The following is an 18,185-nucleotide window of genomic DNA, read 5'->3' on the forward strand; positions in this document are numbered from 1 at the left end:
AGCTTTTTGTATTCAAATTATTAGCGAATATCGGTTTTTCTATTTCCAGTTTTTTCATATTTGTAAAATACTAAATCAATTGCATTATTAGCATAATAATTGAAAGATTTGCCCTATCGCCATCTCTCAAAACATTTACTTTTGTCTCCTTTGTTTGCCAGTTAACCTTCCAGTTGAGCGAAAAATTCCAAAAAGTCACACAAAGGATTGCTAGCAATTTTGCCAGATATTCATTCACTCTAAATTGATAAAACAACAAATTCACAATTAAAGTATTGAAAATAAGTCCAAAAAAACAAATTAGGTTGAACTTTAAAAAACGTTGCAAACGCTGGACTAATTGTTGCTGAACAGGCACATCACCAAAAGTCCATACATCATTCCAGAGAAAATTATTAATGATTGCTATCTCTGTTGAAAGTATTGCACTAGGAGTTAATAACCAACCCAACAGGGTATGCAGAACATAGAATCCTCCTAAATCTACAAATACACCACTCAAACCCACTATGGCGAAACGAATCAGCCGACTCATAAACAACCAAGTTAAGTATAGTCGATTTGTGCGATCGTTAATCTGAAGATCGTAATTCATTTAGCTTCATAATTATCATATTTTTACTCCATCTCTAGCACTTATATAATCTCAACCACTACTGTTCAAGTTCGCTCAATTTTTTCAAATTCCCATAAACCTCCAGGTGGTAGATTAAGTATTTTAATCACTTTCAGAGAATAGGTTATATCTTGCTCCATTTCATGAAATAAACTACTACTATTTTGCATAAATAAAATGTGACTATATTTCGGAGAAATCGGCAGCAGAAGATTATCTGCTATTGGTAGTAGACAAATGTTTGGTAAATAATGACTTAAGGTTAGAATTCCTCCCAAATTAACAGGAGAGTCATTAATTATCAGTAAAGGCTTTTCTGATTGATTGAGAAATTGACCTGTTTCCCTAATAAATTGGCCATCGGATTGCATCCACCAATTCTCCGCTTGAAAAAATCTGGCATCAGAAACTAAAGCTGCTATGAGCAATCCGACTATTAGGAATTGAGGTATTTTTGTCTGCCAATTAGATTTTTTAAAAATATTAAAAGCTAAAATATAGGCTACAATAATTTCTAGACTAAGATATAAAGGCAGCTGGTAACGAACTTGAATGGAGCGAATTCCTCCAGAAATTAGGTCATATATCACTAACAATAGGCTGGGAAAACCCCCCAAAATAAAAATCAATAGACTGGTTTTATTTATTGGAAATTTTCTGAGAAAAAATCCCAAGTAAATAATCAAGCTTAAACTGAATATTAACGCAGGAATACTATAAAAGAAAGAACCTTCAAGAGTAAAACTATTAAACGCAAATATATCTGAGGTTAAATTAAGATCGAAAAATATTCGAGTTACTCGAATCAAAAAAATAGCGATTAGCTCGAAGGGATTATTTATCCACTTTACTGCCGACCCTGAAGTTAGCTCTAGTGCTGTACTAGTGTGGGGGACGATCGCAATCAACCAAGGCAAAAGCATTAAGAAGGCAGCAATACTAACAAATAGATAATTAAGTAAGGTTTTGGTGAAGCGAAACTGTTGTTGAATAACTAGATAAATACCATGAGCTATCATTACCAAAACTGTGAATAAATGGGTGTATAATCCCAAAACTAAGGTGAGGGTATACAAAACCCAATTCTCTTTTTTTTCTTCTCTAAGAGCTTGCAATAAACTAGCACTCGATAGTAAAATTTCTACCATCCACAAACTGTATTGACGTGCTTCTTGAGCAAAAAATAACTGCAAAGGAGAAACGGCAATTAATGCCATCGCTACCCATGCGACAAGTGAAGACTCAAACAACTCTATACATAACCAATAGACGCTGGGAAATATGAATAGACTGATGAGTGCTGATAAACTCCTAATCCCAGTAGGTGAATCTCCAAATACTTGCACCCACAATCTCACCATTACGTAATATAAGGGGGGATGCTGTGGGTCTGAGGTGATTAAGTAATTCACTGTATCAGCCACGCCACGATCTGGATTAATGTGCTGATATTTGTCGAAGGTGCTAATAGGAATTGTGCCTTGATGATTATAAACTTCCTGTTTTAGCTCGGCTACAGTGTGACCAGAAATTGCTACGGATGTCCAAGATTCGTCACAGCAGTATGTTTTATGTCCTAGATGGGCAAAGCGAAAGAAAATACCTAACCCAATGAGGATTATTAGTAAGATTTTTAACCAAGTCGGGGGATTTGCTTTTGCTAATAATTGCGGTTCGTCCATTTATTGCATATGTATCATTACAAAGAAAGTTGTTGTGAACGCCGCTTGGAGGGTCTTTTAGTAGACTGTAAGGCATCATTTATGCTTTGGAGTCGTATTCTTTGCGCTAACAGCGCCCTATGAAATACTCATAACTCAAATAGGATTGCTATAATCACCATTTTTATTCGCGACCACGACCATATCAATCAAATGCATTTTTTTTAAAGTTTCATTTTGATTAACTTGGTGTTCAAGGTCTAATATCTCTGCAACGCTCTCTATGGGTTTGATTGGTCTATAGAGGCGGGCTTGAATTTGCGGGTATTCGATATATGTGCCAACCTGCATGGTTTTATGAGTATAAAACTCAGAATGGTAAGCTTCCCATTGCTTGATGGTAAAGAGCGGTCTAGCAGGAAGTTGGTAAAATTCTGATTGAGATTTGAACTCATCCCCAAATATTTCTTGCAATGTGGGATTAAAGGGGTTATTAAGGAGGGATTGCAAAAGGTCAAAAGGCATGTATCGAATCCCTAACCCTGCGGAATGCCCATTTTTACAAATTTTAAAAAATTCTTTCTGTGTAATTAGAATATGTTGATGGTTAAACTCTTTATTGTCACGAAAATGATAGAGAATAGGAGATTTGCAAGCAAATATTACTAAAGAACCATTTGGTTTTAGAAAGTTATAAAAAGCAGCAAGACTTTCTTGAATAACATCCAAAGAGATATGTTCAAAAATGTGTGAACAAACGATCAAATCGAAATTTCCATATTGCGATATTGCTTTGCTTTGCATCACATCATTGAGGAGATGCACTTTCTCACTTTTTAGTGGTGATGAATAGACTTCTTGAAGCAATCGCTCATATTCATTGCTTTGTATAAAATCATCATCCTGTAATTTTTTTAATAGTTCTTGGTCTTGGTTGATTAGACATTTTGCTACCAATGAAGCGTGCAAAAATCTTCTGAGGTCTGGTTCGACCATAACAATCTTTTTAGCTGACCATAAACGAGGAAGTAATCTTCCTAGCCCACATCCAGCATCAAGAATGACTGCATCAGGCTCGATCAAATCCTGAATGTTATTAATCCAAACTTCCCTATCTCTAGCTTTCCAAGCTTCATGAGCCACATCTGTAACCCATTGGTATGGGTCAATTGTATCGTAGGCAGTAGCAGTAATTTTCTCCATTTCAAAGATACCTCAATGAGGCTAAAAAAATTTGCTTATCATGTTCTCGTGACAGATGTTGCAGTTTTAAAGCAGTTGAATAGCTTTTTAATGTTCTCAATCCAACCTATTTATTATCTTATTCTTTACTATTAGCTCCTCAGGATTTAACAATTCTTCATCCATTTGTTTTAATGCAAAGTAATTGTACAAAATGACTGAGATAATTAAAACAAGTAGCCCTTCAAGAACCATTAAAAAACCGATCCCACGCCCTGAACCAGTTTCAATCAGCCGCCCAACAGTACTAGCAAGTGCCCCATCAGTAGATAGCATAGGTTCCAAAAATCCGTCGGTTAGAGGACTGGCACTAAGATTACCTAAAGCCCCACCCAAACCTGCCAAAGTGTAGAACAATGAAAGAACACGTCCCTGAACATTTTGGGGAATAGTAGTTTGCAAAATTGTACTATTAGTACCTAGAATAATGGGCAAGGTAAAAAATGAAATAAAGATGCCAAAGGCTATGGTAGGAATAAAAGGTTTAATGCCCATGATTACTAAACCTATCCCATTTAATGCCGAAAATAGAAAGAGAGCAGAGATAGATTTTTTTCCTCCTCCCCAGATACTCATCAGGATGCTGCCAGCAACCATTCCACCGCCGGCAATTGACATTACACTCCCAAATGTCGTAGCCGAGGAAAAGGATAATATCAAGGGATTAATCAATACAGAAGTCATGCCATTCACAAAAAAATAAATTGTCATGAATGAGAGTAGAATCAGTAAGAAAAAGCGAGAGGAAATGTTTTCCCAGCCATAAACAATATCATTGATGATGGTAGACATTCCCATAGTTGGTAGAATACTAGATTCTGGCTGAGGAATGTTAATAAATATTAAGGTTAATAATCCTATTAAATAGGTAGACAAATCAATCAGCAGCAAGCCCTGAAGTTGTACATTGGCGATGAGTATAGCCGCTAGGATTGGTGCAACCAGTTGTCCTAATGCTGTGCTGAACTGAATTAAGCCATTAGCTCTCCCCATCTGATTGCTAGGAACCATCAAAGGTAAAGCAGCTCCCTTCGCAGTCATTTGAAAAGAACCGCAGACTGAAGTAAAAAATGCAGAAACATAAGTATGCCAGAGTTGTAGATTGCCAGTCAGTAGCAATATAGCAAGTGTGAGTGTAATTGAAGCCGCAGCTATTTCACTAAAAATAATTGTCCATTTTCGATTCCACCTATCTACTAATGCACCAGCAAAGGGAGTGATTAATACACCTGGCAAGGTTGTAAAAAATATAACCAGGCTTAATTGTGTAACAGCATGAGTGTTCTGATAAACCCAGATACCTAAGCCAAATCCTGTCAAGCGATTTCCGATTTCAGACAGAGACTGCCCCAGCCAGAAGAGAGTAAAATTACGCAATTCACGAATTAGTTCAATTAGTTTAATTACATACATATTTTATAAATTAATTGTATATTTTGTGATTCGGAGAAATTTATGAGGTAAATAACAAATGTCCAGAGATGAAAAAAATCACAGATTATACTATTCTAATATAAAATCATCGGCTGAAAGCTCTTTTTAAAAGAGTGGGTATCTGTGCTGCCAATCTCCGCCCAGGAGGGGTTAAAAATTGACTAATAGGTGGTTTCGCCCAGAAATTTACAGAAATGTTTAGCTCGTGATTTGAATTTGCTAGGGAGTATACTTGATGCCACCAAAAAGCAGGAATAAATAAAATTTCCCCTAGTTCGACAATACACTCAAAATATTTGGCTTTTTGGAAATTGGGAAATTTATCTAAATCTGGTTCTTCAATATTTATTTGGCTCATGTGGGGAATTTTTGAACCAGCAGGGAAAGGATATAATGAAGATGTTTGTTGGGGGTCAAACAACAGGAAACGCTTGCGATCGCTAACTTGAGTAAATAAGTTATCCATTGCATCATAATGTAATGGGGATGTGTTACCGCCAGATCCAATCCAAATAGTTGGATCGACAAATAACTTTTTATCAAAATATTCTGGGAACTTAATATCTTGCAGTATTTCAGGAAATTCTGTGGGAATTGACTGTTGTTGGAGATAATAATATTTATCAAATTTATTTTTTGAAACCAGAATATTGATGAAGTCGCTAAATTGCATTTTCTGCCTCAAATTAGCAAATCCATTTTCCAAATTGCCTGTAAAAACGCTATTTTGAGAAACACTTATATCAACCTGTTTATCACTGAATAAGGTAGTTAGATAATTAGCAGTCCATAAAGAGAGAGCATTCCAATCATTAATAACCCCAGTGATGATGACCGGTCTTCTACGAGAGAGAAAATTCCTTTGGAATTCCTCTCTTGTCGGTTGTTCAACTCGTTCAATGTGGCCCACTGCGATTAAATCATCTTTGCTCATCAAAAAATTCCTATTTGTAGATTTTTCCTGGAATTAAACAGACTGGGTAAATAACATGAAAGTTGTTGTTATCTCTGATTTAATATAAATTTATCAGACCAAGCAGCAACCATTTCTGAAAATATCAATTCCAATGGCTTAGTTATACACCAATTAGGATAATGTTTTTTGATTTTTTGTAAGTCACTATAGTAACATATGTGATCCCCTTCTCGATTTTTTGGTATATAGACAAAAATCATTTTTTTGTTAGTCAATGAAGCTACGATATCGAAAGCTTCTAATATCGAACAGGTATTATTTTTTCCGCCCCCTAAGTTATAAACTTCACCGCTACGGGGTGCTTTAATAAATTCTTCAATCAAGCGGGCTACATCATAAGAATGAATATTGTCCCGAACTTGCTTACCTTTGTAACCAAATACCTGATAAGTGCGACCTTCTAAATTACATTTCACTAAATAGCTGAGGAAGCCGTGCAATTCCACAGCAGAATGATTAGGGCCAGTCAAACATCCGCCGCGCAAACAGCAAGTTTTTAGCCCAAAATAGCGCCCATATTCTTGTACCATAATATCAGCGGCAAGTTTAGAAGCACCAAAAAGAGAGTGTTTTGATTGGTCGATGCGAAACGATTCCGGGATACCATGCTCATAGGCAGAATCAGCATAATTCCAACGGGTTGCTAACTCTAGCATTGGGATTTCATTGGGCGCATCCCCATATACTTTATTGGTAGACATATGCACAAAAGGTGCATCTGGGACAAATTGACGAGTTGCTTCTAAAAGATTCAGTGTTCCTACAGCATTAGTCTCAAAATCATCAAAGGGAATTGACGCCGCTAAATCGTGGCTGGGTTGGGCTGCTGTATGAACGATCGCATCTGGTCGGAGACTATCAATTAAGTCTAAAATAGCAGTGCGATCGCGAATATCTATCTCGTGATGGACAAAGCCTTTAAGTTCAGATGCTAAACGTTTTTGATTCCAACGAGTATCTCCTTGAGGGCCAAAAAAAATAGCTCTTTGGTTATTATCAATGCCGTGAATTGCCCAACCTCGATGGGCAAAATATAGACAAACTTCAGAGCCAATTAATCCCGATGAACCAGTTACAAGTAATTTCTTCATTTGGGGAAATGGGGGATGGGGAATTGAAAATTTTAAAAATAATCCATTACTATTTTCTGCACATTCTGATGTTTAATTTATTTTTCGCTTTGTTTCTAGAAGTTTAGCTTTTTCTTCTGGGGTCATTTTTTTGAGACGTAAAAACGCTTTCGCTATTTTTTCAGTGCGTCCTACTTGAGGTTCTCGCACCAATAAAAGTTGTGCCATTTTTTCAATTATTCGCGTATCAAAAAGTTCTCGCAATTCTAAATCAATCAAGAATACTTTTTTAATGCGAGCATGAACTTGGGCAGCTAATAAAGAATGTCCGCCCAGTTGGAAAAAGTCATCCATAATTCCCACCCTATCGACTTGCAGAATTTCTTGCCAAATGTAGATTAATGCTTCTTCGATCGCATTTTTCGGCGCTGTATAATCAACTTGATGCTCAGACTGATTTGGTAACGGTAGAGCAAGGCGATCGACTTTATTATTAGGTGTTAGAGGTATCGCATCTAGAAACACCCAAGAGTCAGGCAGCATATAATCGGGTAGTTTTGCCAACATATATGATTGCAAAGTTTCAATAGTGGGTTTTTCAGCTTCAGATTTGACAACTAGATATGCAACAAGCTTTTTACCTGCTACAGTATTGTCAATAGCTTGGACAATAGCTTGGGCGATCGCAGGATGAGTTTCTAAAACTGTTTCAATTTCCCCTAGTTCGATGCGGAAACCACGGATTTTAACTTGATAATCGATACGTCCCAAAAATTCAATTTCACCATTGGGTAGCCAACGCGCCAAATCACCAGTCCGATATAATCGCTCACCAGGATTTGCAGCGAAGGGATTGGGAACAAATCTTTGGGCTGTCAAATCTGCTCTTTGGCGATAACCCCGTGCTAATCCTGCTCCCCCAATCAATAACTCACCTACAATCCCTTCTGGAACGGGATTACCAGCATTATCCCAAATATAAATTGATGTATTAGCAATTCCCCTACCTATGGAATGTGCATCCTGTTGTAGGTTAATTTCTTTGATGGTAGACCAAATTGTGGTTTCCGTTGGCCCGTAAACATTCCACAGATTCACCTGAGAGTTGAGAAGAGAGGCGGCTAAATCAACCGGCAAAGCTTCTCCACCGCAGAGAATGCGAAAACCATCATTTGGTTGCCAACCAGCAGCCAAGAGCAATCTCCAGGTAGTTGGAGTGGCTTGCATCACCGTAGCTTGGGATGTTTGCATTAGTTGAGCTAACTTAAATCCATCTCTGGTAGTTTCTTTGTCAGCTAGGGCTAATCTTGCACCGCTAATTATTGGTAAGAAAAGTTCTAGTCCAGCAATATCAAAAGAAACTGTAGTTACTGCAACCAGAGTATCAGCAGCAGTCAGTCGCAGTTTTTCTTGAAAACTGAGGAGGAAATTCACCAGCGATTCATGCTGAATTTGTACTCCTTTGGGTCGTCCAGTGGAACCAGATGTATATATAACGTAAGCTAAGTGATTTTTACCAGCAACCGCAGGTGGTTTGGTATCTGGTTGGGTCGAAACCGAATCTAGCAATAGAACTTTTGCTGATGATGCTGGAAGCGCTGACACAATTCGATCTTCGGTGATGATTACAGCCGCCGCGCTGTCTGCAAGCATCCACTCTAAGCGATCGCGCGGGAAGGTAGGATCTAGTGGTACATAAGCTGCGCCTGCTTTCATAATTCCTAACAGTGCAATCGGCAAACCTGCATGCCGTTCTAAACAAACCGCCACTAAGGTTTCTAGCGTTACACCAAGTTGTAGTAGTGCGCGAGCAACTTGGTTAGATTTGCGTTCTAAGTCTGCGTAGGTTAGGGAGGGGAAAACAGCGATCGCATCGGGAGTTTGAGCGGCTTGCTGACTGAATAATTCATGTATTGGGGTATTGGAGTAATGGGTAATGGGTAATGGGTAATTTACCTTACTTAATTCCGCTTTCGATAACAAACCAATTTCACCAATGAATTGTGGTTTTTCGGTAACAAAACTGGTCAATATCTGGGTTAAATGATCTAAGATATCTCCTCGTGTTTTTGCACTCCCAATCTGCTGCCCAAAAGCGATTTTCAGCGTTAAATCATCTCCTGGCAAGGCATATAGACTGATGGGGTAATGATTTTTCTCCAAAGATTCAACAGAATGGATCGCCAGTTCTCCTGGATTTTGACGCAGACTTTCTTCCACTGGGTAATTTTCGTAAACCACAATGGATTCAAACAACGGTTCTCCTCTGGGAATGTCACTCCATCCTTGAATATCTACTAAACGAGTGAAGGAATATTGATTAATTGCCGAGATGCGATCGCGCAGTTCTATTAACCACGGTTTCAATGGTGTAGCTGCATCTAATTTCAGACGCAAGGGCAAGGTGTTAATAAATAGACCCACCATCTCTGCAAAACCTGATAATTCGGTAGTCCGTCCCGATACGGTGACACCAAAAACTACATCTTCAGAACCACTATATCGGCTCAACAGAATGCCCCAAGCAGCTTGCACTAAAGTATTTAATGTTACTTGATTCTTTTGAGCAAATATTTTGAGTTGGGTGTAAATTTCTTTGGGGATAGTAGTTTGTAAGGTTTGGTAATCATCAGTGGAGTGTTTTTTAATCCCAAAAGTAGTTGCTTCCCGGAAACCGCTTAATTGTTTGCGCCAGAAAGATTCTGCCAAACCCGATTCTTGTTTGTGCAACCAAGCAATAAAGTCTCGGTAGATGGGTGGTTGTGGTAAATTTGGACGTTCTGTTTTAGCTTGGTAAAATGCGATCGCATCCCGGAAAACTAGCGGTAATGACCAACCATCCAAAAGTAAATGATGGTGAGTCCAGAGAAATTGCCATTTCTGTTCTTGGGTTCTCACTAACGTCATCCGCATCAGTGGGGCCGTTTCTGTCGAAAAACTTTGGTGGCGGTCTGTTGTTAACAGAATAGACCATTTTAATCGTACTTCATCAATATCGCATTCGCGCCAATCTTCGTAGACAAAGGGCAAATTGACTTGGCGGTGAATGCGTTGCAACGGTCGCGGTAAATCTCGCCAGATAAAGGAAGCGCGTAAACTAGGATGGCGGTTAATACAAGATTGCCAAGCCTTTTTAAAAGTTTCTACGTCTAGAAAACCCTCAATTTCACCACTCACCTGTTGCAGATAAATATCTTTTTCTGATTCATAATTTGCATGGAAAAGTATTCCTTCCTGAACAGGGGATAGAGGATAAATATCTTCCACATCAGTAGTTCGCGCCAAAGCAATAACCAATTGTTCTGAATTAAGGTTAGCGAGGGGAAAATCAGTAGATGTTAAACTGTATTCTTGCTGGCGGCTAGTTGCTAACAAAGTCTGTAAATGTTTAGAAAAACTATCTGCTAAACGGCGAATCGTTTCTTCTCGGTGCAAAGCTTTGCTAAAACCAAACCGTATTTGGAGTTTGCCGTTAGCAATTAAACTAGTAATTTCTAGTTGAAAAGCCCGCCTATTTTTTGGGTGTCGGGATAGTCCGACATCTTCGGTGGCTGGGGTAAAGGGTGCTGCTTGGGAAAGATTTTCATCAAATTGTCCCAAGTAGTTAAAGAGGATGCCTTGGGGAATTGGCGGTAAGATAGACGCGAATTCTGGTTTTTGAGAAAGGATACCATAAGCAAAGCCATTATTTGGCAAGTTCCGCAACTGTTCTTTAACACCTTTTAAATTGCTCTTTTGAGTTTTCTCTAATTTGCAGGGGAAAAGAGATGTAAACCATCCCACAGCATCAGAGACATCAATGGCAGTAAAATCGCTTTCTCGTCCGTGACTTTCTAGGGCAATTAATATTTTTGATTCACCTGTCCATTCTGTTACCACTTCTAAAAGAACTGCTAGCAAAACTTCCTGAATCCTAACTTTGTGAGTGCGCGGTAGTTCATACAGCAGACTATCAGTTTCAGATTCGCTGAAATTGCATTCTATTTGAGTAGCAGAAATTTCTGTGTTTTCTGCTATGCCATCAGGAAAATCAAGGGGTAATTCTGAATTAGCAACTTGTTGGGTTTTCCAGAAAGCTACTTCTTCTTGCCAATCAGAATTTTCAGTTAGGGTATGTAGATGTTGAGTCCACTGTGGGAAACCGACACTATGAGGAGATAAGGAAATTTCCTGTTCCTTTTGTAAAGCATCACAAGCGATCGCTAAATCTTGCAAAATGACGCGCCACGAAATACCATCAACGATGAGGTGATGGATAATTAGCAGTAATTTATCGGATTTATTCTCATCATTATGGAAGTAGACGGCGCGAAAGAGAGGGCCAGTGGCTAAATTAAGTTGTGCTTGAAATTGACTGGCAATTTTTTGTAATTCTGTTTGAGAAATAGCAGTCAGGTTTACAATATCAAAATTTAAAACATGACTATCATCATCTAACCATTGTATCCATCCAGCTTCGGTTTGGCAAAATCGCAGGCGAAAAGCTGGATGACTTGCGGCAATATGACTTAAAACTGTTTGAAAATGTGACGCATTAAATCCCGGTTTGACATCCAATAAAACCGTCTGATTCCAGTATTCAGGATGTTCTAAAGATTGCTGGAAAAACCATTGCTGAATAGGAGTTAGCGCTACTTCACTACCTACAGGGATTGATAAAGCATTGGGTAATTTTGCTGTTGTTTTAATATGAGGTGTAAGTGCTGCAACTTGGGGATTTTTAAACAAATCTTGTGGTGTGAAATAAAGTCCAGCATCCCGTGCTTTAGCAATAATTTGTAGAGCAAGAATCGAATCTCCTCCCAGTTCAAAGAAGTCATCTTTAATTCCCACACGGGATACTTGTAGTACTTGCTGCCAAAGTTTAGTTAAAATCTCTTCAGTTTTGGTTTGTGGGGCAATATATTCCTCACGGGCTATGATATTCTCTTCATCAGGAGCGGGTAAAGCGTTAAGGTTGATTTTCCCATTAGGCAGTAACGGCCAAGCATCGAGACTGACAAACACCGAAGGAATCATATAATCAGGGAGCAGGGCAGATAATTGCGATCGCAAAACTGTTTGCCAGGATGTCGGTGGTGTTTTCAGTTCCAGATAAGCAACTAGTCGATTGGGTTTACCAGGAGTAGCAATAGCTTTGGTGACAGCCCGAACTACCCAAGCTTGTTTTTCTAAAGCTGCCACAATCTCGCCAGTTTCGATGCGGAAACCTCGAATTTTGACTTGTCGATCTGCCCGTCCTAGAAACTCAATATTACCATCAGGTAAATACCGGGCGCGATCGCCTGTGCGATACATTCGACTGCCTGCATTTTCAACAAAAGGATCGGGTAAAAAGCTTGCGGCGGTCATTCCTGGGGCATTCCAGTAACCACGAGCTAATTGGGAGCCAGCCACAAATAATTCACCCGGTGTACCAATAGGCACAGGTTGCAAATGAGAATTTAGGATATATAAACGAGTGTTGCTGACTGCTTTGCCGATGGGAATAACCTCGGTAATTTCCTTTTCTCTACAACAATGAAAAGCAACATCAATAGTTGTTTCCGCCGGGCCATAAAGATTCACTAATTTAGATGCAACTTCTCTAAACTCATCCCACACCCGCCTTTTCAGCGTTTCACCACCGCTAAAAACTAAACGCAGACATGAACATTCAGAAAATCCCGGTTCGCCAAGGAGCATTTCTAAAAGACTCGGTACCAATTGCAGCAAAGTCACATTTTCTTGCTGAATAGTTTTGACTAGATATGCCGGATCTTGATGACCTCCCGGCTTCGCCATCACGAGTTTAGCTCCCACCATCAAAGGTGTCCAGAATTCCCACACCGAAGCATCAAAGCTAAATGGTGTCTTTTGCAAGACTACATCCTCACAATTCACCCCAAAAGTCTCTAACAACCAAGCCTGATGCTGGGCCAAAGCCCGATGGGAAATTGCAATACCTTTCGGTCGTCCAGTGGAACCAGATGTAAATATAATATAGGCAATATTGTCAGCCAAAACCTGAATTTGCAAATCTTCAACAGATTGAACTGCAATTTCTTCCCTATAAATATCAACACAGATAACTTTACAAGAATCAGCCAAAAAATTTGTTGTCCTCTCGTTCCTATGGGGTTCGTTTTTTCCATGCCACATTTCTAAATCAGAACGAGATAGAAGCAGACTAACATTAGCATCCTCCAACATTGATTGAATACGAACAGCCGGATAATGAGGGTCAATTGGTACATAACAGCCACCTGCTTTCAGAACCGCCAACATAGCGCAAACCATGTCTAAAGAACGTTCCAAACAAATACCCACAGGCTGTTCTACACTAATACCAAACTTACTCAAAAATCGCGCCAACTGATTGGCTTTTTGGTTCAATTGGCTATATGTCCAACTTTCTCCCTCACAAATAACAGCGATAGAATCAGGATTTTTTGCTGCTTGTTGGGCGAAAATTTCATGTATTAGTGATTGGAAATTGGGGATTGGTAATTGCAAATTTTGAATTAAACTATCTATGCCTAATTCACGATGACCTTGTGGATTTGCAATTAGCGACTCTAAACTTCTTTGGTAATAGTTAGCAATATTATTAATTTGTTCGTTATCAAATTGTTGACGATCGTAGGTGATATTAAATGAAAGAAGTTCTGCACCTACTTCCTCACTCCAACTGACAGCAAAAGGAATATTTGTTTCATCCAAAGACTCCGCCTGGATTAATTCTACTTCCCGCCAATTTAGCAGCCCTTGATAAACGTGGAAATGAACGAAATTAAAAGATGTTTCATATAAAGGTTGATTTCCATTTAACCTTTGCAATTCTGCCAAAGGGAAACGACGATTTGGCATTAACTCTTGTTCAGCCCGCCAAGTTTCTGCAATCAAATCAACCCAAGAACCCCTTGGTAAAGGCAAGCGTAATGGCAATGTATTTAAGAATAGTCCTAAAACGCGATCGCTGTCAGTTTCTGTCGGTCTACCACTGCTCACCAATCCAGTAACCACTTCTGTGTCGCCAGAGTAAAAACCAATAACTTGGAGATGAACTGCTAGTAATAACGTTTTTAGAGTCACACCCAATTGCTTAGATAAAGCTTTTAAGTTGTGGGAAATTGTTTCTGATAAAGTGAGATCAAATTTCCCCATTTTTGTTTCTAGGGGAAGCACACCCGGCCACCTTGGTAGTCTAGTGAAGGAAATTTCCGCCAGTTTATTTTGCCAAAACTCTCGTTGATTACTATCAACCAAAGCTTGTTTTTCTAAGGTAATAAACCTAGAGTATTTCAAAGCTGGTGGAGTTGGTGGCGCAGGTACACCCCGATCGAGTAGATATAGATATAAGCCTGTTAATTCTGATAAAAAGTTAGCTAAACTCCATCCATCCATGATGGCATGATGCAAAGTAAAAGATGCTTGCATCACATTATCATCGAGTAGATGAATATGAAAACGCATTAATGGGGCACTCTTGTAATCGAAGCGATTTTTCCGTTCGTTAGCAATAAATGTTTTTACATAATCATCTTGTGCAGAGGGCGATAAATTAGTTAAATCCTCAAAAACAACTTTAGGAGTTACTTCTTTAACAACTGCCTGAATCGGTTGACTAAATTCAGCTAAATAAAATGCCGTCCGTAATATCTGATGTCTGGCAAACATTTGGGTATAAGCTGCTTCCCAAACTTTGAGATCAAAAGGTATCCGAATTCGGAAGCTGAAAACATCATGGTAAGTTCTAGAACTTTGTGAATATTCACCATGAAAGAGCATTCCTGCTTGCAGTTGTGCCAAAGGATAGGCATCTTCAGCCCAATCTTGGAGCTTTTCTTTATCTGCTAGTGAAATAAAGGCGAAGGGTTCTTCATCAATCTTATCGCTGTCTACTACTTCTGATTTTGCCAACAATGCCGCTAAATCCAACAGCACAGGATGGGCAAAAATTTGCTCTAATTTTAAGTTTAATCCCTGAGCTTGTGCGAGCGAAACAACGCGAATACTGCGGATAGAATCGCCACCCAAAACAAAATAATTATCAAATCGTCCGATGCGATTTACACCTAAAACTTGTTGCCAGATGTCAGCTAAAATTTCCTCGATGGGTGTAGCGGGAGGAACAAAGGCAACTTCGAGATTTTCCCGTTTAATTTCTGGTGCGGGTAGCTCTTTGCGATCAATTTTACCATTGGCTGTCAGTGGTAATCGCTCTAGATAAACAATCTGCGACGGTATCATATAATCTGGCAAATGCTGCTGCAAATAATTTCGCAGCGTTTCGATAGATGGTTGCTTTCCAGGAGTACAAACTACATAAGAAATTAAGTGTTGTTGATTGCTTTGGGCTTCCAAATGAACTAAAACAATAGTTTCCTGCACGTCAGGAAACTGGGAAATAATGGCTTCGATTTCGCCAATTTCAATCCGGAAACCGCGAATTTTCACTTGGTAATCTATGCGTCCTAGATATTCCAAATCGCCGTTAGGGAGAAAGCGCCCCAAATCACCAGTCCGATACAAACGCGATAGTGAATCTACTGAAAAAGCATCTTCAACAAAGCGTTCTGCGGTTAATTCTGGTCGATTAAGATAACCACGCGCCACTCCAGCACCCCCAACATAAATTTCACCAATCACTCCAGTTGGTAGGAGATTACCATCAGAATCCAGGATATAGAGACGTAAATCGGGGATTGGTTGACCAATTAAGCTACCAGATGAGTCCTCTGTATCTTTTTTACTAATAACTCTATAGGTAACGTGGACTGTTGTCTCTGTAATCCCGTACATATTCACCAAACGCGTCTGATTATCTCCATGACGTTCAAACCAGGGACGCAAACTTGGTAGATTCAGGGCTTCGCCGCCAAAAATGATGTACCGTAGGGGCGAGACAATATCTTTCGCACTCGATTCTGCTGCTAGTAATTGAACAAAAGCTGAGGGAGTTTGATTCAGGACAGTAACTTGTTCGTCGTGAAGCAGCTGAAGGAAGCTTTGGGGGTTACGGCTGACACAATAAGGAACGATTACCAGTCGCCCGCCATAAAGCAAAGCTCCCCAAATCTCCCAAACGGAAAAATCGAAGGCGAAAGAATGGAAGAATGTCCAAACATCTTGCTCGTTGAATTCAAACCAGGGCTGGGTGCTGCGGAATAGTCGGGTAACGTTGTGCTGGGTGACTAACACACCTTTGGGTTTCCCTGTCGAACCAGATGTGTAGATAATATAAGCTCCTGAGTCAGGGTCAAGAGTATTTCCTATCAAAGGTTCATTACTTTCAGTTAAATAAGGCGCATCTTTTTCATCCAGACAAATTTGAAGTGTGGATTCTGGAAGTTGGGGACTGATGGTAGATGTGGTAAGAATTAATTCCGCTTCACAGTCAGAAATGGTAAACTCGATGCGATCGCGAGGATAAGCCGGATCGAGAGGAACATAAACACCCCCTGCCTTAACTACACTCAACATAGCTATAATCAGTTCTGGAGAGCGCTCCAGACAAATCACCACGCGTTTATCTGCACCAATACCTTGCTTTTGGAGATATTGAGCAAGATGCTGAGAACGGCGGTCTAGTTCTTTATATGTAAAGCTTTCATTCTCAAATGTTAGAGCAATGCGGTCTGGATATTTGTTTACAGTTTCTGCAAACATTTCCCTGATGGTAATTGGTGATTCGTAATTGGTAATTAGCCTGTTCTCAATTACCGATTCCTTATGACCAATTAGCGATAAAGACTGCAAAGGTGCTTGAGCATTATTTGCCATGTTAAACAATAGATAGCAGAATTGCTCTAGCAATAATTCCATAGCCACCGCATCAAAGCGACTCGCATTGTAACTTAATTTGAGTGAAAGTCCATCCCCCGGAACAACCACTAAAGTCAAGGGATAATGGGTAGTTTCAAAGAAAGATGACTCAGGAACATTCAACCCAAAATCTGCTGTTTTTAAGGATTTGTCAACCGGAAAATTTTCAAAAGCCAGCAAAGTTTCAAACAGTGGTTGTCCTCGTGGAACATCACTCCATCCTTGGATATCTGATAGACTCGAATGTTCAAACTGACGCATTAAGGCTGTGCGTGCTTGCAGGTTTTGCAACCAAGAATCAAGGGTTTGTTCTCCAGATATTAAGACGCGAAATGGCAAAGTATTAATAAAAGGGCCAATCATCCCTTCTACTTCTGGAAGTTCTGGGGGGCGTCCCGCTACTGTAATTCCGTAAACTATATCTGTGTTGCGGCTATAACGGTTAAGTAATATCGCCCAAGCTCCCTGAATCACGGTGTTGAGGGTGACGCTACAATTACGGGCTAATTTCTGCAACAAAGCAGTATTTTCAGGCGATAATTGGTGTTTTATTTCTCCAGCTTCAAAAGCACTACTTAGTTTTGCTTTGGACAAGATTAATAAGGGAGTAGCACTTTCAAAGCCACTCATATATTCACGCCAAAAGGATTCACCTTCTTGGGGATTTTTTTGCTTTAACCAAGCAATAAAATCACCGTAAGGGCGCACATTTGGCAGGGAAATTTCTACATTTTCTTTAGCTGCTTTGTGCAACATCAAGAATTCACGTAGTAGTATCGGCCAAGACCAACCATCCAAAATTAAATGGTGGTGACTCCAAACTAAATCCCAGCAGTCTTCGCCTAGACGAATTAAGGTTACCCGCATCAAAGGCGGACGATTAAGAATGAATCCCTGTCGTCTATCTGCTTTCAGAAATTCTCTCAGGCGGTTTTTTTGGGCGGAGTTACTTAAACCACGCCAATCTTCTTCTGCTGTCTTAAATACGAGATTGCGGAATACAACTTGTACAGGTTCAGTTTGCCCTTTGGTGATAATCGCAGTTCGTAAAATTGGATGGCGGTCAACTAAAGTTTGCCATGCTTGGCGGACTGCAATTACAGAAACATTTCCTTCTAAACGGCAATGGAATTGCTCAAAGTAAATGCCAGATTCTGGTTCATATAGGGAATGAAATAATAATCCTTTTTGTAAGGGGGTGAGGGGAAAAATATCTTCGATTTTATCTTTTAGGCTCATATAATAATCCTGTTTAAATGTAGATGCGGTTCACTTAAGTATTTCTTGCTTCTCTTACTTCTCTTCCTTTGCGTTCTTCTCTGACGAGACGCTGCGCGAATACGTCCTTTGCGGTTCGTTAAAAAAATTGAATTTGACAA

7 protein-coding genes are annotated in these 18,185 nt (G+C 39.5%); all 7 read right to left on the reverse strand.

The window, feature by feature from the left end:
- Positions 1-70 precede the first annotated feature (70 nt).
- Positions 71-595: a GtrA family protein gene (locus V7L01_RS06655; protein WP_335033019.1), complete on the reverse strand. Its 525-nt coding sequence runs from the start codon at positions 593-595 to the stop codon at positions 71-73.
- A gap of 65 nt (positions 596-660) precedes the next feature.
- Positions 661-2,298: a glycosyltransferase family 39 protein gene (locus tag V7L01_RS06660; RefSeq protein ID WP_335033021.1), complete on the reverse strand. Its 1,638-nt coding sequence runs from the start codon at positions 2,296-2,298 to the stop codon at positions 661-663.
- 135 nt (positions 2,299-2,433) lie between these two features.
- Positions 2,434-3,480, reverse strand: a complete 1,047-nt coding sequence (locus V7L01_RS06665) for a class I SAM-dependent methyltransferase (protein ID WP_335033023.1) — start codon at positions 3,478-3,480, stop codon at positions 2,434-2,436.
- 96 nt (positions 3,481-3,576) lie between these two features.
- On the reverse strand, positions 3,577-4,932 hold the full coding sequence (locus V7L01_RS06670) for an MFS transporter (RefSeq protein ID WP_335033025.1): 1,356 nt from the start codon (positions 4,930-4,932) through the stop codon (positions 3,577-3,579).
- 106 nt (positions 4,933-5,038) lie between these two features.
- Complete coding sequence (locus V7L01_RS06675; protein ID WP_335033027.1) at positions 5,039-5,887, reverse strand: cupin-like domain-containing protein; 849 nt, start codon at positions 5,885-5,887, stop codon at positions 5,039-5,041.
- 68 nt (positions 5,888-5,955) lie between these two features.
- A complete protein-coding gene (locus V7L01_RS06680) occupies positions 5,956-7,020 on the reverse strand; it encodes an NAD-dependent epimerase/dehydratase family protein (RefSeq protein WP_335033028.1) in 1,065 nt (354 codons plus the stop codon).
- A gap of 72 nt (positions 7,021-7,092) precedes the next feature.
- Positions 7,093-18,045: an amino acid adenylation domain-containing protein gene (locus V7L01_RS06685; protein ID WP_335033030.1), complete on the reverse strand. Its 10,953-nt coding sequence runs from the start codon at positions 18,043-18,045 to the stop codon at positions 7,093-7,095.
- Positions 18,046-18,185 lie beyond the last annotated feature (140 nt).

It is taken from the genome of Nostoc sp. (assembly GCF_036917095.1).
GTDB lineage: Bacteria > Cyanobacteriota > Cyanobacteriia > Cyanobacteriales > Nostocaceae > Nostoc.